Source organism: Gymnodinialimonas ulvae (assembly GCF_037543845.1).
Taxonomy (GTDB): Bacteria; Pseudomonadota; Alphaproteobacteria; order Rhodobacterales; family Rhodobacteraceae; genus Gymnodinialimonas; species Gymnodinialimonas ulvae.
The window spans coordinates 12,448-37,609 of the sequence record NZ_JBBIFX010000003.1 but is presented as its reverse complement, the minus strand read 5'-3'; the positions used below and the strand labels follow the sequence as shown (position 1 = coordinate 37,609).

The following is a 25,162-nucleotide window of genomic DNA, read 5'->3' as shown; positions in this document are numbered from 1 at the left end:
ACCCCCGACCTGAAGACCCAAGTCAAAGCCCTTGTTGTTGGCGGCGGTGCCGTCGGAACCTCGATCGCCTATCATCTGGCGAAGGCCGGGTGGGACGATGTTATGCTCTTGGAGCGGGACGAATTGACGTCTGGCTCGACCTGGCACGCGGCGGGATTGCTGCCGCTGTTCAACATGTCCTACGCGACAACCCATATCCACGACTACTCCGTGAAATTCTACAAGACGCTGGAGCAGGAGACGGGCCTGAACGCAGGCTTCGCGGTCGTCGGCAATTTGCGGATGGCGCAGACGCAGGAGCGGATGGACGAATATATGCTCTATGCGTCCACTGCCGAGACGGTGGGGGTGCCGTTTGAATGGTTGACGCCGGAACAGATCAAGGCGCGTTGGCCGCTCATTCGGACCGAAGATCTGAAGGGGGCGATTTACCACAATACCGACGGCTATATTAACCCGGCGGACGTGACGATGGCGATGGCCAAGGGCGCGCGTCAGCGGGGGGTGGAGATCGTGCGCAAGTGGCAGGCGGATGGTTTTGAGTGGAATGGCTCTGCTTGGGAGGTGACGGTCACGAAGATGGTGGAGAAGGGCGGGAACCTTGTGCCGTCCGACGAGACCGAGGTGATCACTGCCGAGCATGTGGTGACGGCGAGCGGCAACCATGTGCAGCGCACGGCGAAGATGCTTGGCATCAAGATGCCCGCAATCCCGGTGGAGCATCAGTTTGTCGTCATGGATCAGGACCCGGCGCTGGTGGAGTGGCGGAGCGAGGGCAATGGTGAGCATCCGGTGATCCGCGATGCCGATGCGCAGTCCTACGTGCGCGAGGAGCGGGGCGGATGGATCTTGGGCGTCTATGAGAAGGGCGCGCCTTCGGTGTTCGAACATGGGGTGCCGGACAGTTTCCGGGCGGATCTCTTCCCCCTCGATCTGGAGCGGATCGAAGAGCAGTACATGGCGATGATCCACCGGGTGCCCTCGTGCGAGGAGAGCGGGTTGAAGGACGATTTCAACGGGCCGATCTGCTATACGCCCGATGGCAATCCGCTGGTGGGGCCTGCGCCGGGGTTGGAGAATATGTGGTTGGCCGAGGGGTTCAGCTTTGGCATCACGGCGGCGGGTGGCACGGGATATTACCTGGCGCAGATGATGGTCGAGGGGGAGGCCGAGATCGACATGGCCTCGCTCGATCCCAAGCGCTACGGGCAGCACTGGATGACGACCGAATATGCGGCGCGCAAGAACGAGGAATGCTACGACCACGTTTATGTGCTGCACCACCCGGATGAGGAGCGCGAGGCGTGCCGTCCGTTGCGGACCGCGCCAGCCTATGACCGGCAGAAAGCGGCAGGGGCGCAGTTTGGCTGCGTGAACGGGTTTGAGCGGCCGAATTACTATGGGCCGCTTGATGCGCCGGACAGCTTTGATCGTGAGGCTCGGTCGTTCCGGCGCGGCGGATGGTGGGATTATGCCAAGGCGGAAGCGGGGGCGATACGCGAGGGATGCGGGTTGATCGACGCAACGGCATTCGCGAAGCACCGGATCAGCGGCCCTGGTGCGACGGCGTTCCTGGATTGGTTCACGACGAACAAGCTGCCGAAGGTGGGGCGGATCAACCTGACCTACGCCCTGACCGAGGCCGGGACGACACGCACAGAATACACCATCGTGCGGGTGGCGGAGGATGATTATTACCTCGTCAGCGCTGGGGCGTGGCACGCTTACGATCAGGATTACCTCTACAAGGCAATCATGGCGAATGAGGACCGGTTCGGCCGGATCAATGAGGAAGATGTCACGACGAAATGGGGCGTCTTCGCGATTGCGGGGCCGAAGTCTCGGGACGTTTTGAACGAATTGGTGAAGGATGCGGACGCAGGCACCGTGTTGAGCAATAAGCGGTTCCCGTGGTTGTCGATGCGCGACATCGAGCTGGGTATGTGCCCGGTGCGCGCGATCCGGGTGGCCTATACCGGCGAGTTGGGATGGGAATTGCATCACCCGATCGAGATGCAGACTTACCTGTGGGATCAACTGGTTGCCGCCGGTGAGAAGCACGGGATGAAACTGGTGGGTGGCCGCGCTCAGAATTGGCTCCGGCAGGAAAAGTCGTACCGCGCGTTCGGAACGGAATTGGGTCGGGATGCGACGCCGTTGGAGGCGGGGCTGGACCGGTTTGTCGATCTGGAAAAGGATTTCCTCGGCAAGGATGCGATGGTGGCGACCGGTGTGCGGTCGAAATGCGTGACGCTGCTGATCGACGGGCCGGAGGATGCCGACCCGTGGGGGCGTGAGGCGCTTTTGGCGGATGGCGAAAAGGTCGGGCGGCTGACCTCGGGCGGCTATTCGGTGGCGTTCGGCAAGCAGATCGGGATGGGCTATGTGCGGCCGGATCTGGCGGAGGTCGGCACGAAGCTGAAGGTGCGGATGTTCCGCGCGCTTTGGGACGCGGAGGTGGTCGAAGACAGCCCATATGATCCGAACAACGCGGTTATTCGCGTCGATGGCTAGGGGCGCCGCGGTGGTGGTTCCGCGGGCCGAGGGGTGAGCTGCGAGGAGACCCGGTAGGCTCAAGGAGGGGCGCGGTGTTTGGGGGCGCGTGTCAGAGGCCCATCAGGACTGTCATGATTTCGGGGTCCATCATCGCGGTCATCAGGCCGGAGTCTTCCATCAGCTGCACGGCGAGCGCGGCGGTGCCGCAGGTCTGCCCGGTTGCGGCGGCGAAATCGGGGCTGATCGGGACGGGGGTGGCCTCGCCCAGTTGCGCCATCGACGTGATCTCGGTTTCGGCAAAGGCTTCCATTTCCGTGACATAGCTGATGACAGCGGCATCGCCGCCTTCCGCCCGGATCGCGTCGAGGGTGCAGGCGGCGGCGTCGCGCATCTCGGCGCTCCAGGCCCAATCGGGCATCACATCGGCAAGCTCGGGCACGGCGCCGACCATGAAGGCTTCCATGTTTTCGCTGGCCGCGAGGCTGGCCGCGGCGAGGCGGTCGAGTTCGGATTGCGCGAGGGCGGGCAGGGCGGTGACAAGCAAGACCGGCAGGGTAAGGGCAGAGGCTTTGAGCATGTTTGATATCCTTCGGGTAGGCTTAATACCCCAAAGCATGCCGGGGGTCTTCGGCTTCGCCAAGTCAGGGTATCCGGAAGTCCTGAAACAGCAGGTTGTCGCCGTAATCCGTCTGGCCGTCGGGGATCAGGGGGAGCTCTGTCTCAAGGCCCGAGAACAGCGGTGTTCCGCCCCCCAGCACCACCGGCGCGCGTTTCAGGCGCAGGGCGCAGAGGTGCCCGGCGTTGGCGATGGCCCCCGCAAGTTACCCGCCGCCGCACAGGTAGATCGGGCTCCCCGTTGTGGTCCGCAGCGCGGATAGGGGTTGGCCCCGGGTGGCAGGCCATGGGCCAGACCGAAGTCATAGGTGGCCCGGCCCATGATCGCGACGGCATAGCCCGACAGGCGGGTAAGGTAATCGTCGGCGATGGGACCGGAGTGGGGGAAGGCGGACACGTCCGCGCCTCGGCCTGCGATGAAGCCGTCGGCGGAGACCACCACGTGATGGATGATGGGGTGCAATGGAATGCTCCGAAGACAAGACAAGCGCCCGGCAGACGCAGAACATGTGGGTCAGACTGTCTTGATCATCGGCAGGGGCCTCCGGCGGAATGGGCAGATTATAGCGCGTTCAAGCCGCGCCGTCGACGGAGAGGTCTTGCGCCATTTGCCCGGACGCGGCGCGGCGCAGGGCAGCCAGCGCCGTTTCGTTGACCTCCTCCGTGCGCTCACCCGAGAAAATCTCGCTCGCGTGTTTGTAGGACATCTCGTGGAACAGACGGTGCTGGTTCCACGCCAAGAACCCCGCCCCCTTGAGGCCCGGGGGGCGGATCATCAGGTCGGTCGGGTCCAGATCGGTCAGCATGTCGGATTGCCCCACCAGCAGCGAGCGCATGACGGTCGAGATCACGCCCGGCACCCGCGGCGCGCCTTTCTTGCCAAACGGCATCACCGTCTTGCGGAGCAATTCGGCGCGGCCCGGAAGGCTTTGGTAATCCACATGGACCAACTTGTTGGTGGCCTTCTGCACGTTCACGATCACATTCGGCCCGGTCTTCAGCCCATGCATCGTGCGGAACGGCATGTTGTCGATGCAGCCGCCATCGACCAGCATGCGCCCCTCGCGGGAGAAGAACGGCGGCAGCACGCCGGGGATGGCGGAAGAGGCGCGGATTGCCTCCCAAAGGGGGCCGCGGCGGATCACGGTTTTCTCCATCGACGACAGGTCGGCGGCGACGGCGTAATAGGGCAGCCAGAGGTCTTCGATCGGGTCGTCGTGAAAGTGTTCCCGCAGGGCTCCATCGAGGACCTTGTGATCGAGGAAGGCAAATTTCGGGATGGTGACGCGGCGCATGGCGCCCGAGCGCACGAAGATCTGCTCGACCCGGCCGCCGATTTCCTCGGGCGGGACGCCAAGCGCGAAGGCCCCGCCCATGGCTGATCCAACGGAGGTGCCGCCGACGATATCGACGGGCAGGCCGGCTTCTGCCATGGCGCGGAAGACGCCGACGTGCGCAACGCCAAACGCGCCGCCGCCCGACAAGACCATGCCGATGGCACGCCCCGACAGGAACCGTCCCAGGCGGGCGATATCCGCGTCGCCACCGGTCAGTGCGACGTGGTGGTGCAGGAACACCGGCCGGGTGTCGAGCCAACGCCCGGTGCCGGAGGCCTTTTGCGCGCGGTGCGGGTGTAGCAGGACCAGACGCCGTTGGCTTTCGGGCAGGATCTGAAGCGCGAAGTTTTCGATCTCGGAGGGGTCTTTGTAGCTGTGGGCCTGGGCCACGAAGACGGCCTGATCGGCCTGTTTCAGGGCGGCGCGGGACCAGTCGGAGGCCTCTGGCGCGGCCACGAAGAGCACGGCCTGCGCGCCGCGTTCCTGCGCGTTCATCCAGGCAATAGCCTCGGGTGAGGTGGGGTCCGCCCGCGTGCCGAGGGCGGCGCGGAAATCGGCCTCTGTGACCACGGCGAGGGCATGGTGGGTGGCGATGGCGCGGGCGAGATCGGGCACGAAGCGTTCTGGCAGAGGTGCGCTCGCGCAGGGCAGGATGCAGAAGGTGCGCGCGGGCGGCCGCCCCGGGTCGGGCACCACACGTGCGGAGGTCTTGGCCAATCGGTCGGCCAGTTCGGATGCGATGGCCTGCGGCAGGCCGTCAACCTCGGCGCAAAGCTGATCATAGGCGGCGCGGTCGATGCGGTAGACGACGCTGTCGCGGGCGGCCACGACGTCGGCGGTGCGCCCGCTGCCGGTCAGAAACGCGATCTCGCCGATGACGGAGCCAGCGCCGATTTCGGCCAGGTCCACGCCGTCGCGTTCGACGCGAAAGCGGCCCGCTTCGACCAGATACATCGCCTCGGCCATGCTGCCCGCGCTGATCAGTTTTGTGCCGCGCTCCACGGGGGTCTGGGACAGGCGCGCGAGCGCGGGCCCTTCGAGAAGGGCGAAGAGGCCTTCCGGTGCGAATTGGCCTTGGGATGGGAATTCAGTGCTCATAGGCGCGTGTCGTCAAACCATGCTGCGGGCCATTGCGCGTGCGTGTGTCAGGCCCAGAATAACAAGAGTTTAACCGTCGTGGCGCGGAAAAGCGAAAGGTTTCCTTCCGTTACGTTACGTAGGGGGTGCGCGGTGTATCAGAGCAATCAGCCCGGTTTGCGGGCCACCAGAAGCAGGTTGTTGGCGGGCATGGCGAGCGGGGCCGCGGGGGTAAGGTTCGCACCCGCCCAGAGGTCCGTGACCCAGGCGATATCCTTGTAGCCGCGGTCGGGATTTTCGGCCCGGATGCGAGCATCGAAGGCCGCGTCGCCATCGCTTGTGGTCTGCCCGTCGCGCAGGAACGGGCCGTAGACGGCGGCGCATCCGCCGGGGGCGAGGGCGCGGGCCATTTCGGTCAGGCAGGCGCGCGCCTCGGCCTCGGTCACAAGGTGCAGCAGATTGGCCAGGAAGATCAGGTCCGCCGGGCCGTGGGTTGCGGCCCATCCGGTCGTGCAGGCGTCTAGATCCACGGGATCGAGGATGTTGCGCGACGGCTCAGCCGCGCGCCATGCGACGATGGACGCCCGCCGGTCGGCGGCGGGATCTGTGGGCTGCCATGTCAGACCGGGCATGGCGCGGGCGAAGCGGATCACGTGCTCCCCGGTGCCCGACGCGATCTCCAGAGCGCGGCCCGTGGCGGGGGCAAGGTCGGCAAGGGCAGAGGCGATGTCGTCGCGATTGCGCAGGGCCGCGGGCGCGGACAGGCGGCCATCGGAAAAGCCGCCCTCGGCGTAGGTCTTGTCGGGCCCGCGTTTGGAGGGCGTTTCGGTCATTGTTGCTGCATCATGATCTCCATGGCGCCGCTTTCGGTCATGCGGGCCGTGAAGACGTCCATCAAGTTGCAGCCGTCGACGATTTCGAGCGCGTCGGCATCGGAAATGCCGTCCGGGTTTTCCACCGCGCCGCCGCCCTGAAGCATCTCCATCGGAGAGATCGACGCGAGCATATCTTCCATGCCGGTGATCATTTCAGCGACCGGGGCCTCGCCCACGCGGGCGACATAGCCGTCGTACATGCAGGTATAGGCCGTGCGCATCGGAGCGTCCCATTCGGGGTCGGGCAGATTGCCTTCCAGCGCCGGGATTTCCGCCACGAGAGCTTCGTTCATCAGCGCATTCATTGCAACGGCGACGGTTTCGAACCGCTCGAATGTGGATTGCGCGCTGGCCCCTAGAGGCAGGCCTGCAAGACAGATGCCAAGCGCCACGGCGCGCATCATTGCTGCTGCAACGCTTGTAGCACGCCGGAGGTCGCGAGGCGCGTCATCTCAAGTTCCAGCATACCGCATTCGTTCTGGATCTGCTGCTGACGCTGGGTGGTCAGGCCTTCAGGCAACTGGCCCGAAAACGACCCGTTGAGGATATCGGCGGGTGCGGCGGATTGCAGGGCGGTCTCGAAGCCGGTGAGGAATTGCGCGACGCCATCGCTGCCGACCTCGCTTTCATAGGCATCGAGGATACAGCGCCCGGCGCGCCGCATCGGGCGATCCCAGGCGGTGTCGGGGAAGACCGACGCGTCAACGCTGTATTGCGCTGCAATGCCCTGGTAGGTGAGCTGGGTCACACGCTCGCTGGCGGCCTCGAAGCGGTCGAGCGCGGATTGCGCGACGGCTGCGGTGGCGGGGATGGTCAGAAGCGCCGCGAGACAGGCGGCGCGGAGGCTGAGGTTGGTCATGTCGCTCTCCGTTAAAAGTTGCGGGGCAAGATAAGGCCATGGGCCGTGGCTGCAAGCGCAGGCTGCACGACGCTATCGGAAACGTGAGGGAGAAAGCTGCGCAACGGTCTGCGCATCAAGGTCCGGCGGACGATTGCCAACCAGATCGGCCAGTAGCCCGGCGGCGGCGGGCGCTGTTTGAAAGCCGTAGCCGCCCTGACCGGCGTTCCACAGGAAAGCAGGGTCGGCGGGGTCCGTGCCGATCACCAGGTTGCGGTCGGGCGCGAAGGTGCGCAGGCCCGCCCAGGATGCGGTGACGCGCGTGACCTCCTGGGTGACGAAGGGCTGATAGCGGGCGATGCCTTCGGCGAGGACCATGTCATCGGCATAGGCATCGTGGGGGGCGTCCACCGCGCCCTCCTCCGCCGGAGAAACCAGCCAGGCCCCGGCATCGGGCTTGGCGTACCAGCTTTCGCCGACGCCAAAGAGCATGGGCCAGCCGGACACATCATGGCCGCCCGGCGCGGGCATGCGTGCCATGGACCGGCGCAGCGGGGTCAGGCCAAGGGGGGCGAGGCCCGCAAGCACCGCGATCTGATCGGCCCAGGCCCCGGCGGCATTCACAAGGTTGCGCGCCTCGTATGGGGTGCCATTTGCCATGACGCGCCAACCATTTTTCAGGCGGGTTATGGCGGTCACACGGGTGCCGGTGTGCACAGCGCCACCTGCGCGGATCCGGCGGGCGTAATGGTGGACCATGCGGTCGGTGTCGATGTCCCAGGCGTCGGCATGGTGGGCTGCGGCCGTGATGTGGGAGAGGTCGAGGATCGGGACAATGGCCTGCGCCTCGGACAGGCTGAGCCGGTCGAGATGCATCTTGGTGCAATCGGTCGCAAAGGCGTCGTCTTCGCCCGGCGCGGCAAGCAACATCAACCCCCGCGGCGACAACAGGCCGCCGTCCAGCGTTTCATGGGCGTGACGGGAGGCGCGGTTGAGGGCGGTGGTCGAGGGCAGGCCGTATTGCGCCTCGTAAAGGGCGGCGGACCGGCCCGAGGCGTGGTAGGCAAGCGCGTCTTCGCCTTCCAGAAGGCAGACGCTGCCCTGTTCGGACAACGCCGCACCTGCGGAGGTTCCGGCAATCCCGCCGCCGATCACGAGGAAATCGTAAGTCATGGGTCTTGGCGTCGCATGGGATCGGGCGCAGGACAAGGGGGGAGCGCATTGGCAGCGCCTGGGCGGTGCGGCGCAGACGGTCATCCTCCGCCCTGCACCATGGCGCATTGGTCCTTGATGGAGCGCTCATCCTGCGCATCTTTGTTTCGTGACAAGGCAAGATCCGACATCAGCCGTGTCGACCGGCATCGAAGGCCCGCGCGCCCCCCCGCCCCGCGACGGCGCGGCCGGCGCAAACCCTGATGAACACAAAAAAACGGCCCGCGCGGGGCGGGCCGTTTCGAGGTTCGATCCGTTGGGCGGATCAGTTCGGAATTTCGCCCGTGATACCTTCGACGTAGAAATCCATGCCCGCGAGTGTGCCGTCATCGGCCACCTCGCCATCGGCGAGCCATGCGGTGCCGTCCTGACGATTGATCGGGCCAGTGAACGGGTGGTATTCGCCCGCCTGGATGCCTTCCATGATCGCGGTGGCCGACGCGCGGACCTCTTCGGGGATCGCCTCGGTCATCTCACCGATCACGACCATGCCTTCGGGCATGCCTTCCCAGGTATCCGACTGTGCCCAGGTGCCTTCCATCGCTTCACCCACGCGGCGCACGTAGTAGGGACCCCAATTGTCGATGATGGACGAGACCCGGGGCGCGGGGGCGAATTGGATCATGTCGGAGGCCTGGCCGAAGGTGATCACGTTGCCCGCTTCCTGGGCCGTGGCCTGTGGCGCGGTCGAGTCGGTGTGCTGCATGATCACGTCGGCGCCCGCATCGATGAGCGCCTGCGCGGCTTCGGCTTCCTGCGCCGGGTCGAACCAGGTGTAGACCCATACCACGCGGAACTCGACATCGGGGTTCACTTCGGCGGCATGCAGGTAGGCGGCGTTGATGCCACGGATGACCTCGGGGATCGGGTAAGAGGCGATGTAGCCGACGATGTTCGATTCCGTCATGTGACCCGCGATGTGGCCGATCACGGCGCGGCCTTCGTAGAAACGCGCGGAATAGGTCGAGACGTTGTCATGCTCGCGCAGGTAGCCGGTGGCATGTTCGAACTGGACGTCCGGGAACTGGCCCGCGACCGCGTTGGTCGCTTCGCCATAGCCGAACGACGTAGTGAAGATCATGTCGGCGCCGCCAAGCACCATCTGCTGGATCACGCGCTCGGCGTCGGGGCCTTCCGGCACGCTTTCGGCGAAGATCGTCTCGACATCGTCGCCGAAGGCTTCTTCGACGGCGAGGCGGCCCTGATCGTGGGTCCATGTCCAGCCGTAATCGCCGATCGGTCCGACATAGACGAAGCCGACCTGGAACGGGTCATCCTGTGCGATGGCGCCGCCTGCAAGGCCGGTGGCCAGCGCCGCGCTGGCCAGAAGTTTGGTGAGTGTTTTCATGGGTTTCCCTCTCTGTTGGATTGGTCGGTTTTTGGTGAACGGTTGGGCGTCATCCGCTGGCATGGAAGGTCTTTCCAAGGGCTGCGGGGGCGTTCAGGGCCGCGCGGGCGCGGTCAGATGACATGACGACCAGCACGATGATGGTCACGAGGTAGGGCGAGGCGTCAAGCAATGCGACGGGCACGCCGACCTCGGCCGCTTGCAGCCGCAATTGCAGCGCGGCGATACCGCCGAAGAGCCAGGCGCCAAAGAGCACGCGGCCGGGTTTCCACGCCGCGAAGACCACCAGCGCCAGTGCGATCCAGCCCGCGCCTGCGGTCATGCCCTGCACCCAGTTTTCGACATAGACGACCGACAGGAATGCGCCGCCGAGCCCCGCCATCGCGCCACCGAAGAGGATGGCGAGGATGCGGATGCGCACCACCTTGTAGCCAAGGGCATGGGCGGCATCGTGGCTTTCGCCGACCGCACGAAGGATCAGGCCCACGCGGGTGTGGCGCAGGACGTACCAGATGGCGAAAACGGCAAAGACGGCCAGGTAGGTCACAAAATCATGGCTGAGCAGGATGGGTCCGACTGTGTCGATCTCGCGCAGCGCTTCGGGGAAGGGTTTGGAGACCTCCGGGATCGGCTGGCCTTCGTATCCGACGCCCAGAAGGGCGGCGAGGCCAAGCCCGAAGAGCGTGAGCGCAAGGCCGGAGGCGACCTGGTTCGACATCAGGAATTGCGTCAGGATCGCAAAGATGAACGACAAGGCCGCGGCCCCCGCCATGCCCGCAAGAAAAGCCAGTGTCGGAGATTGCGTCTGATGGGCGACGATAGAGCCGCAGACCGCGCCCATGATCATCATGCCCTCGACGCCGAGGTTCAGGACGCCGGATTTCTCAACCACCAACTCGCCAAGCGCGGCCAGAAGCACCGGGGTGGAGATCGTGATCAGGGCCACGATGAGGGTGACGGGATCGACGATCATAGGCGAACCGCCGCAAATACCCAGACAAGCGCGAGGCTCGCGCCGATGGCAGACCCGAAAGAAATCGAGTGATGTCGGAGCCACGCCGTCGGTGGTTTCGGCGCAACGTCGCGGTGACGCCATTTTGCGAAGCGGTCCACGCCGATGTACAGGATCAATTGGACAGCGAGGAAGGGCAATCCGATTATGAAGAGCAGCAGCATCCCATCCAGCCCCCAGAAGGCGAAGAGGAAGATGAACATGGCCCCGTAGAAGATCCCGAAGGCGAACCCGATGGCTGTCCAGGGTGCGTCGCTGGCTTCGAAGGTGCGGAATTCCGTCATGCCACCCCCTCCCGTCCGAGCCGGACGCGGTAGTTCGACAGGACATCGAGCGCGAGGAGGAAGAACAGGAGCATGCCCTGGAATGCCTGGATCGCGGGGGCGGGGACTTGTAACATCAACTGTGCCAACTCGCCGCCGATATAGGTCAGCGCCATGAGCAGACCCGCAAAGAGGATGCCGATGGGGTGCAGACGGCCGAGGAAAGCTACGATGATCGCGGTGAAGCCGTAGCCCACGTTGAAGTCGATGGAGATTTGCCCCGAGGGTCCCGCGACCTCGAAAAGGCCCGCAGCGCCCGCAAGCGCGCCGGAAATGCCGAGGCACAGGATCACGAGGCGCCCGGGATTGACGCCGGAGAAGCGCGCGGCGCGGGGGGCCTGGCCCGCCAGCTTGATCTGATAGCCGAGCATGTGTTTCTGGAACAAGACGTAGGCTGCGATGACGGCAATGAAGGCCGCAAGGACGCCCCAATGCATGCCGGTGCCCGCGATGATTTCGGGGTTGTCGGTGCCGGGATGGCGGCTGAGGTTGCGCGAGCCGGGGAAGCCCTGGCCGTCGGGGTTGCGCAACAGGCCGGTCGCGGCGGAGGCCAGCATCGCTTCGGCGACATAGACCAAGAGGAGCGAGACGAGAATTTCGTTGGTGTTGGCAAAGACCTTCAAAAGCGCCGGGATCATCGCCCAGAGCCAGCCGCCGATCAGTCCCGCGAGAACCATGCCGGGGAAGATCAGGGCGTTCTCAGAAGGGTAGAACGCGAGCCCGAACGCGGCCCCGAAAAGCGCGCCCATGATATATTGCCCCTCGGCCCCGATGTTCCAGATACCCGCCCGAAACCCGATGCTGAGCCCGATGGCGATCAGGATCAGGGGGCCTGCTTTCACAAGGAGTTGCGGGCGCGAGAAGGCGGCGAAGCGTTCGTGAAACAGCGGATCCCAGAAGATCACGCGGATGGTTTCGAACGGGTCCTGACCGAGGGCCGCGAACATCGCGCCGCCTGCGATCATGGTGAGGATGACAGCGAGAACCGGCGTGCCAAGAGCCCAGGCGCGCGAGGGGGTGGGACGCTTCTCAAGGCGGATCATATCTGCGCCTCCGCCATGCCGTGCGCGCCGCCAAGCATGAGGCCGATTTCCTCCATCCCGAGGCCGCGCGCGGGCCGCGGATCGGAGAGGCGACCTTCATTCAGGGCGCAGAAGCGGTCTGAGATTTCGAGCAATTCATCGAGATCCTGGCTGATCACAATCACAGCGGCGCCGTTCTGCGCCAAATCGAGCAGCGCCTGCCGGATGTCGGCCGCGGCGGAGGCATCGACGCCCCAGGTGGGTTGGTTAATGACCAGAACGACCGGGTCTTGCAGGATCTCGCGGCCGACGACGAATTTTTGTAGATTGCCGCCTGACAGGGCGCGGGCGGCCACGTGGTTACCGGGCGTACGCACATCGAAGCGCGTGATGATGTCATCGGCAAAGGCGCGTGCACGGCCCCAGCCGATGAAGCCCCGCCTGGCCAGCCCTTTGCGCGTCGCGCCAGTCAGAACGGCGTTTTCCGTCAGGCTCATGTCCGGGGCGGCGGCATGGCCCAGGCGTTCTTCGGGTGCGGACAGGATGCCAAGGCCCCGGCGCGCTTCGGGTGTCGCGGCGGCGAGGTCGGAGCCGTTGAATTCAATCGCACCCTTGGGCGTGGCGCGTTCGCCGGACAGCACGGCCAGAAGCTCATCCTGACCATTGCCGGCCACGCCGCCGATCCCGAGGATTTCACCGGCGCGGACCTCGAATGAGATATCGCGCAGCGGCGTGCCGAAGGCGCTGGCGGCGGGCACGCTGAGGTTGGTGGCCGACAGCAGAATGGCGCCCGGCTCCGCCGCGTCGCGCGCCGGTTGTGCCAGCGATTTGCCCACCATCATTTCGGCCATGCGCGCGGCGGAGGTCTGTTTCGGATCGCACGCGCCCACGACCTTACCCAGCCGCAGGATCGTGGCGGCGTCGCAAAGCGCGCGGATCTCTTCGAGCTTGTGGGAAATATAAAGGATCGCGGTGCCTTCGGCGGCAAGCTTGCGCAGGGTATGGAACAGGATTTCCACCTCCTGCGGCGTCAGGACGGAGGTCGGTTCATCCATGATCAGAAGCTTCGGATCCTGCAGGAGGCAGCGGATGATCTCGACGCGCTGACGTTCCCCGGCCGACAGGTCGCCAACAAGGCTTTCGGGGTCGAGCGGCAGGCCGTAGGCTTGGCTCACGTCCCGAATGCGAGCCGACAGGTCGCGCGGCTTTGGCGGGTTCTCCATGCCAAGCGCGATGTTTTCGGCGACGGAAAGCGCCTCGAACAGGCTGAAATGCTGGAACACCATGGCTACCCCTTGGGCCCTCGCAGCGCGCGGTTCGGCTGGGGCGTAGACCTGTGCACTGAGCGCCATGGTGCCGCTATCGGGCTTCACCAGACCGTAGATCATTTTCACGAGGGTGGATTTGCCTGCGCCGTTTTCGCCCAGAAGCGCGTGGACTTCTCCGGGTTGAATCGAAAACGAGACGTCGTCATTCGCGATGACGCCGGGATAGGCCTTTGTGAGCCCCCGGAGATCGAGAAGTGGCGCGGTCATGTCCCCCCAGACGTTGGCGCAGGTACTGCCGATTCTTGCGGCATTTGCTTACCAAGTAGCCGCGCGGCCACCCCGATCGCAATGGCTTGGGGGTGTTTGCCGAGGCTTGGATCGCCAATCGGGCATTGAATGCGCGAAATTTGTGCATCCGCATGGCCCATCTGACCGAGCCCTTTGCGGAACCGGGCCCATTTCGTGGCCGACCCGATGAGGCCGCAATTGCGGAACCCGCGCCGCAGAAGCGCGTCGCAAAGCGCGAGGTCGATGTCATGGGAATAGGTCAGGATGAAGTGTTCCGCGTCCTTCGGGGCATGGGCCACGGCCCGGGGCATGTCGATGGCGACCATGGGCTGAACGTGCGTCGGCATCGGATTTGGAAGGCGGTTGGCGTGGTCGTCGATCAGGGTGACCTGATGGTATTCGATCGGTCCAACCGCCGCAGCGATGGCCCGGCCCACATGGCCCGCGCCCCAGATCCAGAGCGGTGGCCCGGATGGCTCGACTGCCCGCGCTCCTTCGGTAAAGCCAAGGGTCACGGCGCCACCGCAGCATTGGCCAAGATCGGGGCCAAGGGGGAAGGTCTGCACGTGGTTACAAGCGCCGTCAGCCAGCATCTTGCGTGCGATGCGGATGGCCTCCCATTCGAGCGCGCCGCCGCCGATGGAGCCTGTGACGTCATCGGTGCTGACACGCATCGCCGCGCCGTCTTCGCGCGGGGTCGAGCCGCGGGTCTCAACGACCTGAACGACAATCGCGCCGTGCATCAGCCGCGCGCCCGATTGACCGCCGCCAGGATCGCCTCGGGCGTGGCGGGCGCCTGCAGGTCAGGGAAGTTCGGCCCGGCCGCGGCGCAAGCATGGCCGAGAGCGGAAAAGACGCTGATCCCCAGCATGAACGGCGGCTCGCCGACGGCCTTGGAGCGATAGATTGTGTCCTCGCGGTTGGCGCCCTCATGGAGCGCCACGTTGAAGATCTCCGGCGCGTCGGAGGCGCAGGGGATCTTGTAGGTCGAGGGCGCGTGGGTCTTGAGCGCGCCCTTGGCGTCCCAGATGAGTTCTTCCATCGTGAGCCAGCCCGCGCCTTGCACGAAGCCGCCCTCGATCTGGCCGATGTCGAGCGCGGGGTTCAGGGACGCGCCCGCATCATGCAGAATGTCGGTGCGCAGGATGCGGTTTTCGCCGGTCAGTGTGTCGATGATCACCTCGGAACAAGCCGCGCCATAGGCGAAATAGAAGAACGGTCGGCCCTTGCCCGCGATCCGGTCCCATTCGATCTTGGGGGTCTTGTAAAAGCCCGTTGCGCTGAGGCTGACGCGCGCCATGTAGGCTTTGGTCACGGCCTCGGCGAAGGGCATCGCGGCGCCGTTTGCCCGGACCTCGCCGGCCTCGAACACCACCTGCTCCGGGTCGGCCTGCAACTCCGGCGCGACGATCTCTGCGATGCGGTCGCGGATGGTGTCGCAGGCCGCCTTCACGGCCATGCCGTTGAGGTCAGTGCCCGAGGACGCCGCCGTGGCGGAGGTATTGGGCACCTTGCCGGTGTCCGTCGCAGTGATTTTCACCTCGCCGATTTCGACGCCGAACCGGTCGGCGGCGACCTGCGCGACCTTCTGGAACAGGCCCTGTCCCATCTCGGTGCCGCCGTGGTTCATGTGGATCGAGCCGTCTTGATAGACATGCACCAAAGCGCCCGCCTGATTGAGGTGGGTGAGCGTGAAGGAGATGCCGAACTTCACAGGCGTCAAAGCGATGCCGCGTTTCAGGATGGTATTTTCGGCATTCCACTTTTCCACAGCCTGCTTGCGTTTTTCGAACTTTGAGCTTGTGGATAAGTCCTCCATTAGCCCCGAAAGAATAAAATCTTCGACTTCCATCCCATAGGGTGTTGTGTTGGGTGCCACCCCGCCCGCCACCGGAGAATGCGCGCCACCGACACGTTTTGCGCCGCCGCCCGTGCTCGCAACCCGGACTGCTCCGCGTCCGACGAGGTCGGCCGTGTCAAGCACTTCGCCCTTCTTTGCTTCCAAAATACCTCCGCCGGAGGCATCCGCATTTTCCGACCGGGCCGCCCGGTAAAAATTCAGGCGCCGGACCTCGAGCGGATCCATGCCCAGAACATGGGCCGCGTGGTCCATCACGCGCTCGATCCCGACCATGCCCTGGGGCCCGCCAAAGCCGCGAAACGCGGTGGCGCTTTGCGTGTTGGTTCTAAGCCGGTGCGACGTGATCCGCGCCGCGGGCAGAAGATAGGCATTGTCGGCATGCAGCATGGCCCGATCAGCCACCGGAAGCGACAGGTCCATCGCCCACCCGCAGCGGATCAGGTGGGTGAAATCGACGCCGAGGATCCTGCCGTCGGCGTCAAAGCCCGCGCGGTAGGTAATCCGCGCGTCGTGGCGCTTGCCCGTGACGATGAAATCGTCGTCGCGGTCGTAGCGCATCTTGCAGGGCTTGCCGGTACGCGCGGCCATGACAGCGCAGGCAATCGCCAAATGGTTGCCCTGACTTTCCTTGCCGCCGAACCCGCCACCCATGCGGCGCACTTCGACGCGCACGCTGTGCATCGGTTGGCCAAGCGCATCGGCGACCTTGTGCTGGATCTCGGTCGGGTGCTGCGAGGAGGAATGCACCACCATATCCCCGCCTTCCTGCGGCAGGGCGAGGGCGGATTGGCCTTCGAGGTAGAAATGCTCCTGTCCGCCGATCTCGATCTGGCCCTCGATGAGGTGCGCCGCACCGCTCAGCGCCGTCTTTACGTCGCCCTTTTCGTATATGCGCGGCCCGTCTTCGAAGCGGCTGCCGGCGGCAAGGGCGTCGTCGAGGGTCAAAATGGGTGGTTCTTCACGCGTCTCGATCCGCGCCAGCGCGGCCGCGCGTCGCGCGTCGAGATGACTCTTCGCGGCGACCATGAACAAGGGCTGGCCCGCGTAATGCACGGTGCCGTCCGACAGGAGCGGCTCGTCATGGTTCGAGGGCGAGCAGTCGGGCATTGGGGCGAGGTCGGGCCCCGAAGCAATTGCGACGACGCCTGCGGAGGCGTGGCAGGCCGCGAGGTCCAGCGTTTCGATCCGGCCCTTGGCGATGGGGCTGAGTCCGAAGGCGAGATGCAGGCAATCGGGCGGGGTCGGGATATCGTCGACGTAGCGGGCCTGACCGGTGACATGCAGCTTTGCGGCGTCATGGGGGAGGGGTTTGTGTACGCTCATGCCCGGACCTCCAAAACGTTCGTCGCCTGACCGGACATTTCGGCCACGTAGCGCAAAGCCATGTTTTGCGCGGCCTGCAGGCGGTAGTCGGCGGAGGCGCGCATATCCGACAGTGGTGTGAAATCCTGCAGGACTGCGGGCAGTGCCACGCGGGCCGTCGCCTCGGTCAGGGGGTGTCCGGTCAGTGCGGCTTCAACCGCATGGGCGCGTTTCGGGATGCCGGCCATGCCCCCAAAGGCGATCCGCGCGGCGGTGATGGTGCCGTCCGCGACGGTCAGGTTGAAGGCGCCACAAACGGCGGAGATATCTTGGTCGAAGCGTTTCGAGAGTTTGTAGACGCGCAGATTGTCGGGTTGGACGGGTATCGACACGGCCTCCACAAATTCGCCGGGCGCGCGGTCCTGTTTGCCGTAGTCGAGGAAGAACTCTTCGAGGGCAAGCGTCCGCCGCGTCTCTCCCTTGCGCAGGTGGAGGGTTGCACCCAGTGCGATCAGGGCCGGGGGGCTGTCGCCGATGGGGGAGCCGTTGGCGATGTTTCCACCGATCGTTGCCGCGTTACGCACCTGAACCGAACCGTAGCGGCGCAGCATTTCAGCGAAGCTGGGGTGGCTGTCGGTCAGTGCGGCCCGGAGGTCTTCCATATTGGTCATGGCGCCGATGTGTATCGTATCGCCCTCGACCGTGATCCCGCGCAGGTCCGCGCACTGGTTCAGAAAGGCGACAGGCCCGAGGTCACGGTGCTGCTTGGTGACCCAGAGGCCGACATCGGTGGCCCCGGCGATCAGGGTGGCGTCGGGATTGTCGAGATACCACGCGGCGAGCGCGTCGGCGGAGGTTGGTGCAACGAGGGGGCTGCCTGCCCCCTCGCGCTCCCCCGGAGGTATTTCGGAAGCAAAGAGGGGCGGTGTTGCGAGCGTGGATGCATCGGCGTGCATATGGTCCGGCACCGGCGCCTGGGCGGCGGCTTCGGCGGCGCGCAGGATCGGCGCGTAGCCGGTGCAGCGGCAGAGGTTGCCCGCGATTTGATCGGCGTGGTCGCTGGCGCCGTTCAGGTGGGCCGTGGCCATTGTCGTAATGAAACCCGGCGTGCAAAAGCCGCATTGGCTGCCGTGGTGATCGACCATGGCCTGCTGCACGGGGTGCAGGGTGCCATCGGGGGCGGCGATGCCTTCGACCGTGCGCACGGCGCGACCGGCAAGTTGTGGCAGGAACAGGATGCAGGCGTTGAGGCTGCGCGCGGTGCCGTCGGGGTCGGTGACCATTACGGTGCAGGCGCCGCAATCGCCCTCATTGCAGCCCTCCTTTGTGCCGGTCAGGCGCGCGGTTTCGCGCAGCCAGTCGAGCAGGGTGGTTGTTGGCTCTGCCGAAACCTCCTGCGGTTCTCCGTTGAGAAGGAACCGGATCGTCATGGATGTCATGCCCGCCGCGTTACCTGTGGGGCGTAGGGGTGGCCATCCGTCCCTCGATGCGGCGTAGAGGGGCGGCCCCGATTGCGGCCTTGTGGTGCAGGAAATATCGGATACTGCGCGATTTCAACCCTCAGCGGAGCAATGCGTCGAGCATTCCGGGCTCCCAAGCGTCGAGAGAGGGGCTGAACGCTGAAAAACCGGTCACCTCGCCCTGGCTGAAGCCCCAATAGCACCACGGCAGCCCCTGATCCTCGGCGGCGCGGCGCACGGCGGCGATCCAATTGAGCCGTTGCGATGGCTCGGTCGCGCCGTAGACGCCGAATTCACCGAGGAACACCGGGCCCTCAGCTGCCGACGCGCGGGCCATATCGGCGGCCAGTTGCGCGCGGTCTTCCACACTGCCCCATGTCGTGGCGGGTGGCGGGTCGGCTAGGTAGGCGGCTTGCTGGTGGGTGAAGCTCCACGGCTCGTAATAGTGGAACGTGCGGACGTCGCGGGCGCCGGGTGGTGGCAGGCGGAGCATTTCATCGAGGTCATTCCACTGCCCGCCGCCGGTGATGATCCATCGGTCCGGGTGGGTTTCGCGGATCATCGTGGTGATTTGCTGGAACAGGGGAACGGCGCGATCGGTGGTGAACGCGCCATGGGGCTCGTTGAAGAGTTCGAATATCAGGCTGTCGGGGGCGTCCTGGTAATGTTCGGCCAGGGCGCGCCAGATCTGGACAAGGTCACCGGAATAGGTGGCGGGGTCAAAGGCCATCTCGCGGAAATGGTGCAGGTCCAGGATGACGTTCAGGCCCTGCGCCTGTGCCCATCCGATGATCTCATCGGTGCGCGCGAGGATCTGCGGCGAGAGGCGCTCCCCATCCCAATGGGCGGAGAAGCGCACCGGCAGACGCACGGTGTCAAATCCGGCCTCGGCAATGCGAGCGAGATGCGGCTCTTCGATGACATAGCCCCAATCGCCTTCCACCGGGGACTCCATCGCAGCCCCAAGGTTGATGCAGCGCGCAACCGGGAAGGCGGGCGCGGGAAAGGCGGGCGCGGGCAAGGCAAGGCAAGCGGTAAACGCAGCGGCGAGGGGCAGGGGAAAGCGCATGGCGTGACCGTGCCATGGGCCAACAGATCATGATAGGGGTCAGGCGATGCTGCCCTTGGCCACACGTTCGAGATTGGCGAGGCCCCCTTCCCAACCGTCCTTGAACTCGCCGATCATCTCCGGCCCCACGAAAGATGAGACGGCGACCGTGATTGCAACGCTCGACCCTGTGCCGTCGGCTTCGATCCGATAGGTGACAAGGCCTGCGCCAAGCGCCGTTCCGCCGGCTTCGATCTGTTCGGTGAAGACTGCGTTTGTGGGTGCGTCGAGGTGGAACCATCGCGTTTCAACCTCGAATTCGGGGTTGTCGGCGGGGCCGCAGCGATGGCGTTCGGTGCCGCCGATGCGGGTGTCGGCGTGGATGGTTTGCAGCACCGCATCGCCGGGCGCGCCCCATGCCTCGCGCTGGGTGGGGTCCGTCATCAGGTGCCACATGCGATCGGGGGGCAGGGGCATGGAGCGGGTGAAGGTGAAGGTATCGGTGTCTGTTTTCATGGGACGTTCCCTTTGTCGCGCGCGAGCCCCTCGGCCAGTTTTGCCAGCCTGTCGAGTCGTCCGGACCAAAGCCCGCGCTGTTGGTCGAGCCAGCCTTCCGCTGGCATGAAGGCTTCGGGATGGAGGGTGCAGACCCGCACGCGCCCGTCCTTGCGCGAGGTCACAAGGCCCGCACGTTCAAGCATGTCGAGGTGTTTGAGAAAGCTCGGCAGTGCCATGTCATGCGGCGCTGCGAGGGTTTTGACCGAGGCCTCTCCCTGACCCAGCCGGGCGATCACGGCGCGGCGGGTGGGATCGGAAAGTGCGGTGAAGATGTGGTCCAAATTGTTAGCCATGGGGCTAACTAACCTGACACAGCCCAAAAAGATAGTCGTTTGGCTAAGTGATGGGCGACTGCAAAGAAGAGGTCAGATGTCGGCGGACTTTGTCGACACAAACGCGCGGGTGTCGTAGCCCTCGGTGCTGGCGCCAACGGGCTGAAATTCCACAAGACCGATGATCAGCACGAGCGACAACCCGGTTCCGAGTGCGACGATGCTGTTGATGACAAAACGGTCCATGGCCCGGCTTACTCCGACAATCATTAATATTCACCCAAGCCGCTGTGCCAGGTGGCTTGTGCAACGGTTGGTAAAGCGGCTTGGCCGATTCTGTACACCTTTGGCGACGGGGAAAGCGCCGCGCTGCGTCCCAGTATGACAGAAATGCCACGTTACCACAGAGGTAGACGTGGCGCTCCGCCTCGTGTGGGGGGGGCCAAAGGTCTTAGCGAGATCCCAGCGACCGCAAGCGGCCCAGAAACGATCCGCCCGATGCCTGCCCGTTGAGGGCGGCGGCGAAGGCGGCCTGACGCTCCCGGCGGGCGTCTTCGCGTGCCTGTTGCGCAGGATCGACCTGCGCCTGTTCGGCGGCAGCGGCGCGGCGGACGTAGCTTTGCGCGCTGTCATCAACATCACAGCGCGCTTCATTGGCCTTGCGATAGGCGCGTGCTTGCGCCTCGCGCTGCTGGCGAAGCTCTTCTGCGCTGGCGGTCTTGGTGCCTGTCTGCTGCTGTGGCTGTTGTTGCGACTGCGACTGCGACTGCGCCTTTGGCTGAGCGCCGCGCGGCTGTGTCTGTTTGGGGCGGCGCGGGCGCACCGGCGTTGGGACGACGCCACGGTCGATCAGGTCCTTGGCGGCGTTGATCTCGGCCAGGCGTTGGGTCGCAGCGGCCCCGTCGTCGGTGGCGTGATCTGGATGGTGGGTACGGATCAACGTCCGGTAAGCTGCGCGAACGTCGGACAACGGAGCATCGGCTGGAACGCCGAGAGTTTTAAAGGCTCTCTGAAGATCGGAATTCATAACACACACTTTGCAAACTATTGACTAGAATGAGGCATAAATGCGCCGGGCCCTTTCGCGCAATAATAGAATTGGAAACAATCGCGGGCGCGGTATGGATAGGGGTTTCTGTGGGGCAAACCGCAAGATAGGGTATCCATATGGCCAGTCCTCGATTCATCCATCTGCGTGTGCACACTGAATATTCGCTGCTTGAAGGCGCGATGCGCGTCAAGAAGTTGCCACAAATGGTGGCCGATGCGGGCATGCCGGCTGTTGCCGTGACGGACACAAACAACATGTTCTGCGCGCTGGAATTCTCGGAGACGGCAAAAAAGGCGGGTGTGCAGCCCATCATCGGGTGCCAGGTCGATCTGGCCTATGAGCTCGCCGCGCCGGGTGAAAAGCCGCGTGCGCCGGCGCCGGTTGTATTGCTGGCGCAAAACCGGACCGGCTACGAGCACATGATGAAGCTGAACTCCGCGCTCTATCTTCGCGGGGACGGGGCGTTGCCGCATGTGACCCTGGCCGAACTTGAAGCGCATTCCAACGGCGTGATCTGCCTGAGCGGCGGGCCCGAGGGCCCGGTCGGCCAGCATCTGCAAGGCGGGCAGCGGCCCAAGGCGGAGTCGTTGTTGAAGACGCTCGCCGCGATCTACCCCGACCGGCTGTATGTCGAGTTGCAGCGCCACCCCGGCGAGGGAGCCGCGGCCGAGGCCGAGCGCTTGACCGAGCGCGGCCATGTCGAGCTGGCCTATGCGCTGAACCTGCCGCTGGTCGCCACCAATGACGTCTACTTCCCGAAATCGGGGATGTATGAGGCGCATGACGCGATGCTGTGCGTGGCGCAGGGTGCCTATGTCGATCAATCCGAGCCGCGCCGCCGATTGAGCCCGCAGCATTATTTCAAGACGCCCGAAGAAATGGCCGCCCTGTTTGCGGACCTGCCGGAGGCCTTGGAGAACACCGTCGAGATCGCGCGGCGCTGTGCGTTCAGGGCGGAGACGCATGATCCGATCCTGCCGAAATTCGCCGATGACGAGGTCGCGGAATTGCGGCGCATGGCGAACGAGGGTCTGCAGGCGCGCCTTGCCGTGATCCCGCATGCCGCCTCGGTGGAGGACTACCAGGCGCGGCTCGATTTCGAGTTGGGGATCATCGAGGGGATGGGCTTTCCCGGCTATTTCCTGATCGTCGCCGACTTCATCCAATGGTCAAAAGACAACGACATTCCCGTCGGCCCGGGCCGAGGCTCGGGCGCAGGCAGCCTCGTGGCCTATGCGCTGACCATCACCGACCTTGATCCGTTGCGTTACAGCCTTCTGTTCGAGCGCTTCCTGAACCCCGAGCGTGTGTCGATGCCGGACTTCGACATCGACTTCTGCATGGACCGCCGCGAAGAGGTGATCCGCTACGTGCAGGAGAAATACGGCCGTGACCGGGTGGGGCAGATCATCACCTTCGGCGCGCTTTTGTCGAAGGCCGCCGTGCGCGATGTGGGCCGCGTGTTGCAGATGCCGTTCGGGCAGGTGGATCGGCTGTCGAAGATGATCCCGGTGGAGGGGGTCAAGCCCGTCTCCATCGCGCAGGCCATCAAGGACGAGCCGCGGTTCATCGAGGAAATGCGCGAGACCGAGCAGGACAAGCGCGACGGCAAGGTGAACCCGACGCGGCGGCTGATGGATTACGCCGAACAGGTGGAGGGCCTGTTGCGCAACGCTTCCACCCACGCCGCCGGTGTGGTGATTGGCGACCGCCCGCTGGACGAATTGGTGCCGCTCTATCGCGACCCGCGTTCCGACATGCCGGCCACGCAGTTCAACATGAAATGGGTGGAACCGGCGGGGTTGGTGAAGTTCGACTTCCTCGGCCTGAAAACCCTGACGGTGGTGCAAAACGCCATCGACCTGATCCACGCCAGCGGGCGGCAATTGCACGAAGGCCCCGATGGGACGCGGCTTTACGAGCCAGAACCGGGGACGGAAAATCAGGCGAACGCGATCCCTTTGGATGATGCGAAAACCTACGAGCTTTATGCCTCGGCCAAGACAGTCGCGGTGTTCCAGGTGGAAAGTTCGGGCATGATGGATGCGCTGCGGCGTATGAAGCCCGATTGCATCGAGGATATCATCGCGCTTGTGGCGCTGTATCGGCCCGGTCCGATGGAGAACATTCCGAAGTTCTGCGAGGTGAAGAACGGGATCAGCGACCGCGAAAAGCTGCATCCGACCATCGACCATATCCTGGATGAGACGCAGGGCATCATCGTCTATCAGGAACAGGTGATGCAGATCGCGCAAGAAATGGCAGGTTATTCGCTTGGCGGCGCTGACCTTCTGCGCCGCGCGATGGGCAAGAAGATCCAGGAAGCGATGGATGCAGAGCGTCCGAAATTCCTCAAAGGTGCGTCCGAGAACGGCGTCGATGAACAGAAGGCATTGGAGGTCTGGAACCTTCTCGACAAGTTCGCCAACTACGGTTTCAACAAGTCTCACGCCGCCGCCTATGCGGTCGTCAGCTATCAAACAGCGTGGCTCAAGGCGAACCATCCGGTCGAATTCATGGCTGCGGTGATGAATTGCGATATCCACCTGACCGATAAGCTTGGGGTGTACAAGCAAGAGGTCGACCGGCTTGGAATCGAGACGCTTCCACCGTGTGTGAACCGATCTGCGGCGACCTTCACGGTGCGTGACGGCAAGATCCTTTATGCCTTGGGGGCGCTCAAGAACGTCGGCGTCGAGGCGATGAAGATGATCGTCGAGGGCAGGCAGACGGAGCAGGGAGAAAAACCCTACGCGACGCTGTTCGATCTGGCGCGGCGTGTGGATCTCAAGCGTGTCGGCAAGCGCTCGCTTGAAATGTTGGCCCGCGCCGGGGCCTTTGACGAACTGGACCGGAACCGTCGCCGCGTCATCGACGGGCTTGATGCGCTGGCGGCCTATTCCGCCGCCGTCCATGACCAGGCCGCGTCTGATCAGGTCTCGCTGTTTGGCGATGCGGGCGATGACCTTCCCGAGCCGCGCTTGCCAAACCCACCCGATTGGTTGCCCAACGAACGGCTCGCCGCCGAGCATCAGGCGGTCGGTTTCTATTTCTCGGGCCACCCGTTGGACGATTACCTGCCGGCGCTCAAGCGGCGCGGCGTGATGACCCTGGCCGAGGTCGAAGAACGCGTGAAGCAGGGGCCGTTCGTGGCCAAAATGGCGGGCGCGGTGTCGGTCAAACAGGAACGCAAAAGTCAGCGTGGCAACCGGTTTGCCTTCGTGTCGCTGTCCGATCCGACTGGCCTTTACGAGATCACCGTCTTTTCCGAAGCGCTGGAAGCCAGCCGCGAATTTCTGGAGACCGGCAGCAATGTGCAGGTGCAGGCCGAGGCGACGCTCGAGGCAGAACAATTGAAACTGCTCGCCCGCGCCATCACGCCGGTCGACAATGCCATCGCCGGGGAGGCCAACGGCCTGCGCGTGTTCATCGAAGCTGCCACCGGCATCGCATCGGTCGAAAGCCTGCTGGAGCGCACCGCCGCCGATGCGGCCAAGGCCGCAAGAGGGCCGATCCACCTTTGCCTGATGGCCCCCGACCTGCCCGGCGAGGTGGAAGTGATCCTGGGCGACAACTTCCCGGTCTCCCCCCAGATCAAGGGCGCGCTGCGTAGCCTTGAGGGCGTGATGGACGTGGAAGAAGTCTAGGCCCATCGAACACCTCATTGCCAAAGGGTGCAGCGCGTCCGGGGGTGGGGGCGAAGTGTTTCCAATTTGGCAACGCAGCGTCACGCAGATCGGGACAATTCTAACTTTCATGAATAAAATCAAAGGATAAGCGGGCGCTGCGGGGAATTGGCCGGTCCTGTCCCCGTATGCCGATTGCGCGCTCCGGTATACAAGTGCTCCAGATGCCCGGCGATTCGGGGACATGGTCCGCCGTTAAGTGCGGCCCCCAAA

The 25,162-nt window shown here is 64.6% G+C and carries 22 protein-coding genes; 2 read left to right on the top strand and 20 right to left on the bottom strand.

Features of this window, described 5'->3' with window-relative positions; translation table 11 throughout:
• The first annotated feature begins 9 nt into the window (after positions 1 to 9).
• Positions 10 to 2,514: a GcvT family protein gene (locus tag V8J83_RS13995; RefSeq protein ID WP_339987673.1), complete on the top strand. Its 2,505-nt coding sequence runs from the start codon at positions 10 to 12 to the stop codon at positions 2,512 to 2,514.
• 91 nt (positions 2,515 to 2,605) lie between these two features.
• Here the strand turns inward: V8J83_RS13995 and V8J83_RS13990 are convergent, their stop codons facing one another.
• From V8J83_RS13990 to V8J83_RS13895, 20 genes are all read right to left on the bottom strand, one after another.
• Complete coding sequence (locus V8J83_RS13990) at positions 2,606 to 3,073, bottom strand: hypothetical protein (protein ID WP_339987045.1); 468 nt, start codon at positions 3,071 to 3,073, stop codon at positions 2,606 to 2,608.
• A 195-nt stretch (positions 3,074 to 3,268) separates the two neighbouring features.
• Positions 3,269 to 3,574 (bottom strand): dihydrofolate reductase family protein, encoded by a 306-nt coding sequence (locus V8J83_RS13985; RefSeq protein ID WP_339987044.1) that lies wholly within the window; start codon positions 3,572 to 3,574, stop codon positions 3,269 to 3,271.
• A 109-nt stretch (positions 3,575 to 3,683) separates the two neighbouring features.
• Positions 3,684 to 5,546, bottom strand: coding sequence for a patatin-like phospholipase family protein (locus tag V8J83_RS13980; RefSeq protein WP_339987043.1), 1,863 nt, complete (start codon positions 5,544 to 5,546; stop codon positions 3,684 to 3,686).
• A gap of 146 nt (positions 5,547 to 5,692) precedes the next feature.
• The gene (locus V8J83_RS13975) at positions 5,693 to 6,358 is read right to left on the bottom strand and encodes a DUF938 domain-containing protein (RefSeq protein ID WP_339987042.1); all 666 of its coding nucleotides are present in this window, start codon (positions 6,356 to 6,358) and stop codon (positions 5,693 to 5,695) included.
• The gene (locus V8J83_RS13970) at positions 6,355 to 6,804 is read right to left on the bottom strand and encodes a hypothetical protein (RefSeq protein ID WP_339987041.1); all 450 of its coding nucleotides are present in this window, start codon (positions 6,802 to 6,804) and stop codon (positions 6,355 to 6,357) included. Before V8J83_RS13970 ends, V8J83_RS13975 begins: the two co-directional genes overlap by 4 nt.
• Entirely contained in the window at positions 6,801 to 7,259 is a 459-nt protein-coding gene (locus tag V8J83_RS13965; RefSeq protein WP_339987040.1) for a hypothetical protein, read from the bottom strand. The genes V8J83_RS13970 and V8J83_RS13965 overlap by 4 nt, the downstream gene beginning before the upstream one ends.
• Positions 7,260 to 7,331: 72 nt before the next feature.
• Positions 7,332 to 8,411 carry an NAD(P)/FAD-dependent oxidoreductase gene (locus V8J83_RS13960; protein ID WP_339987039.1) on the bottom strand — a complete coding sequence of 360 codons (1,080 nt, stop codon included), beginning with the start codon at positions 8,409 to 8,411 and terminating at the stop codon, positions 7,332 to 7,334.
• Between the two features lie 304 nt (positions 8,412 to 8,715).
• Positions 8,716 to 9,798: a BMP family ABC transporter substrate-binding protein gene (locus tag V8J83_RS13955; RefSeq protein WP_339987038.1), complete on the bottom strand. Its 1,083-nt coding sequence runs from the start codon at positions 9,796 to 9,798 to the stop codon at positions 8,716 to 8,718.
• Between the two features lie 49 nt (positions 9,799 to 9,847).
• Positions 9,848 to 10,771 (bottom strand): ABC transporter permease, encoded by a 924-nt coding sequence (locus V8J83_RS13950; RefSeq protein WP_339987037.1) that lies wholly within the window; start codon positions 10,769 to 10,771, stop codon positions 9,848 to 9,850.
• Positions 10,768 to 11,094: a hypothetical protein gene (locus tag V8J83_RS13945; RefSeq protein WP_339987036.1), complete on the bottom strand. Its 327-nt coding sequence runs from the start codon at positions 11,092 to 11,094 to the stop codon at positions 10,768 to 10,770. The genes V8J83_RS13950 and V8J83_RS13945 overlap by 4 nt, the downstream gene beginning before the upstream one ends.
• Entirely contained in the window at positions 11,091 to 12,176 is a 1,086-nt protein-coding gene (locus V8J83_RS13940) for an ABC transporter permease (RefSeq protein ID WP_339987035.1), read from the bottom strand. The genes V8J83_RS13945 and V8J83_RS13940 overlap by 4 nt, the downstream gene beginning before the upstream one ends.
• Positions 12,173 to 13,690: an ABC transporter ATP-binding protein gene (locus V8J83_RS13935; RefSeq protein ID WP_339987034.1), complete on the bottom strand. Its 1,518-nt coding sequence runs from the start codon at positions 13,688 to 13,690 to the stop codon at positions 12,173 to 12,175. The genes V8J83_RS13940 and V8J83_RS13935 overlap by 4 nt, the downstream gene beginning before the upstream one ends.
• The gene (gene xdhC / locus V8J83_RS13930; protein WP_339987033.1) at positions 13,687 to 14,454 is read right to left on the bottom strand and encodes a xanthine dehydrogenase accessory protein XdhC; all 768 of its coding nucleotides are present in this window, start codon (positions 14,452 to 14,454) and stop codon (positions 13,687 to 13,689) included. The genes V8J83_RS13935 and xdhC overlap by 4 nt, the downstream gene beginning before the upstream one ends.
• Positions 14,454 to 16,895 (bottom strand): xanthine dehydrogenase molybdopterin binding subunit, encoded by a 2,442-nt coding sequence (locus V8J83_RS13925; protein WP_339987032.1) that lies wholly within the window; start codon positions 16,893 to 16,895, stop codon positions 14,454 to 14,456. Before V8J83_RS13925 ends, xdhC begins: the two co-directional genes overlap by 1 nt.
• Positions 16,892 to 18,304 (bottom strand): xanthine dehydrogenase small subunit, encoded by a 1,413-nt coding sequence (xdhA, locus tag V8J83_RS13920; RefSeq protein WP_339987671.1) that lies wholly within the window; start codon positions 18,302 to 18,304, stop codon positions 16,892 to 16,894. The genes V8J83_RS13925 and xdhA overlap by 4 nt, the downstream gene beginning before the upstream one ends.
• Positions 18,305 to 18,434: 130 nt before the next feature.
• Positions 18,435 to 19,403: a glycoside hydrolase family 5 protein gene (locus V8J83_RS13915; RefSeq protein WP_339987031.1), complete on the bottom strand. Its 969-nt coding sequence runs from the start codon at positions 19,401 to 19,403 to the stop codon at positions 18,435 to 18,437.
• A gap of 39 nt (positions 19,404 to 19,442) precedes the next feature.
• The gene (locus V8J83_RS13910; RefSeq protein ID WP_339987030.1) at positions 19,443 to 19,898 is read right to left on the bottom strand and encodes an SRPBCC family protein; all 456 of its coding nucleotides are present in this window, start codon (positions 19,896 to 19,898) and stop codon (positions 19,443 to 19,445) included.
• Positions 19,895 to 20,233, bottom strand: a complete 339-nt coding sequence (locus tag V8J83_RS13905; protein ID WP_339987029.1) for an ArsR/SmtB family transcription factor — start codon at positions 20,231 to 20,233, stop codon at positions 19,895 to 19,897. The genes V8J83_RS13910 and V8J83_RS13905 overlap by 4 nt, the downstream gene beginning before the upstream one ends.
• Before the next feature lie 72 nt (positions 20,234 to 20,305).
• A complete protein-coding gene (locus V8J83_RS13900; RefSeq protein ID WP_339987028.1) occupies positions 20,306 to 20,458 on the bottom strand; it encodes a hypothetical protein in 153 nt (50 codons plus the stop codon).
• Positions 20,459 to 20,663: 205 nt separating this feature from the next.
• The gene (locus V8J83_RS13895; RefSeq protein WP_339987027.1) at positions 20,664 to 21,239 is read right to left on the bottom strand and encodes a J domain-containing protein; all 576 of its coding nucleotides are present in this window, start codon (positions 21,237 to 21,239) and stop codon (positions 20,664 to 20,666) included.
• 140 nt (positions 21,240 to 21,379) lie between these two features.
• On the opposite strand from V8J83_RS13895, the gene dnaE reads away from it, so the two are divergent.
• Positions 21,380 to 24,910 (top strand): DNA polymerase III subunit alpha, encoded by a 3,531-nt coding sequence (gene dnaE, locus V8J83_RS13890; protein WP_339987026.1) that lies wholly within the window; start codon positions 21,380 to 21,382, stop codon positions 24,908 to 24,910.
• The last annotated feature ends 252 nt before the right edge of the window (positions 24,911 to 25,162 follow it).

Bases quoted from the DNA above. Each gene is read 5' to 3' on its own strand.
- V8J83_RS13935 (WP_339987034.1), bottom strand. From the start codon at position 13,690: ATGACCGCGCCACTTCTCGATCTCCGGGGGCTCACAAAGGCCTATCCC.
- V8J83_RS13925 (WP_339987032.1), bottom strand. From the start codon at position 16,895: ATGAGCGTACACAAACCCCTCCCCCATGACGCCGCAAAGCTGCATGTC.
- V8J83_RS13895 (WP_339987027.1), bottom strand. From the start codon at position 21,239: ATGAATTCCGATCTTCAGAGAGCCTTTAAAACTCTCGGCGTTCCAGCC.
- V8J83_RS13970 (WP_339987041.1), bottom strand. From the start codon at position 6,804: ATGATGCGCGCCGTGGCGCTTGGCATCTGTCTTGCAGGCCTGCCTCTA.
- xdhA (WP_339987671.1), bottom strand. From the start codon at position 18,304: ATGACGATCCGGTTCCTTCTCAACGGAGAACCGCAGGAGGTTTCGGCA.
- V8J83_RS13960 (WP_339987039.1), bottom strand. From the start codon at position 8,411: ATGACTTACGATTTCCTCGTGATCGGCGGCGGGATTGCCGGAACCTCC.
- V8J83_RS13955 (WP_339987038.1), bottom strand. From the start codon at position 9,798: ATGAAAACACTCACCAAACTTCTGGCCAGCGCGGCGCTGGCCACCGGC.
- V8J83_RS13965 (WP_339987040.1), bottom strand. From the start codon at position 7,259: ATGACCAACCTCAGCCTCCGCGCCGCCTGTCTCGCGGCGCTTCTGACC.
- V8J83_RS13990 (WP_339987045.1), bottom strand. From the start codon at position 3,073: ATGCTCAAAGCCTCTGCCCTTACCCTGCCGGTCTTGCTTGTCACCGCC.
- V8J83_RS13900 (WP_339987028.1), bottom strand. From the start codon at position 20,458: ATGGACCGTTTTGTCATCAACAGCATCGTCGCACTCGGAACCGGGTTG.
- V8J83_RS13905 (WP_339987029.1), bottom strand. From the start codon at position 20,233: ATGGCTAACAATTTGGACCACATCTTCACCGCACTTTCCGATCCCACC.
- V8J83_RS13945 (WP_339987036.1), bottom strand. From the start codon at position 11,094: ATGACGGAATTCCGCACCTTCGAAGCCAGCGACGCACCCTGGACAGCC.
- xdhC (WP_339987033.1), bottom strand. From the start codon at position 14,454: ATGCACGGCGCGATTGTCGTTCAGGTCGTTGAGACCCGCGGCTCGACC.
- dnaE (WP_339987026.1), top strand. From the start codon at position 21,380: ATGGCCAGTCCTCGATTCATCCATCTGCGTGTGCACACTGAATATTCG.
- V8J83_RS13975 (WP_339987042.1), bottom strand. From the start codon at position 6,358: ATGACCGAAACGCCCTCCAAACGCGGGCCCGACAAGACCTACGCCGAG.
- V8J83_RS13980 (WP_339987043.1), bottom strand. From the start codon at position 5,546: ATGAGCACTGAATTCCCATCCCAAGGCCAATTCGCACCGGAAGGCCTC.
- V8J83_RS13950 (WP_339987037.1), bottom strand. From the start codon at position 10,771: ATGATCGTCGATCCCGTCACCCTCATCGTGGCCCTGATCACGATCTCC.
- V8J83_RS13910 (WP_339987030.1), bottom strand. From the start codon at position 19,898: ATGAAAACAGACACCGATACCTTCACCTTCACCCGCTCCATGCCCCTG.
- V8J83_RS13915 (WP_339987031.1), bottom strand. From the start codon at position 19,403: ATGCGCTTTCCCCTGCCCCTCGCCGCTGCGTTTACCGCTTGCCTTGCC.
- V8J83_RS13940 (WP_339987035.1), bottom strand. From the start codon at position 12,176: ATGATCCGCCTTGAGAAGCGTCCCACCCCCTCGCGCGCCTGGGCTCTT.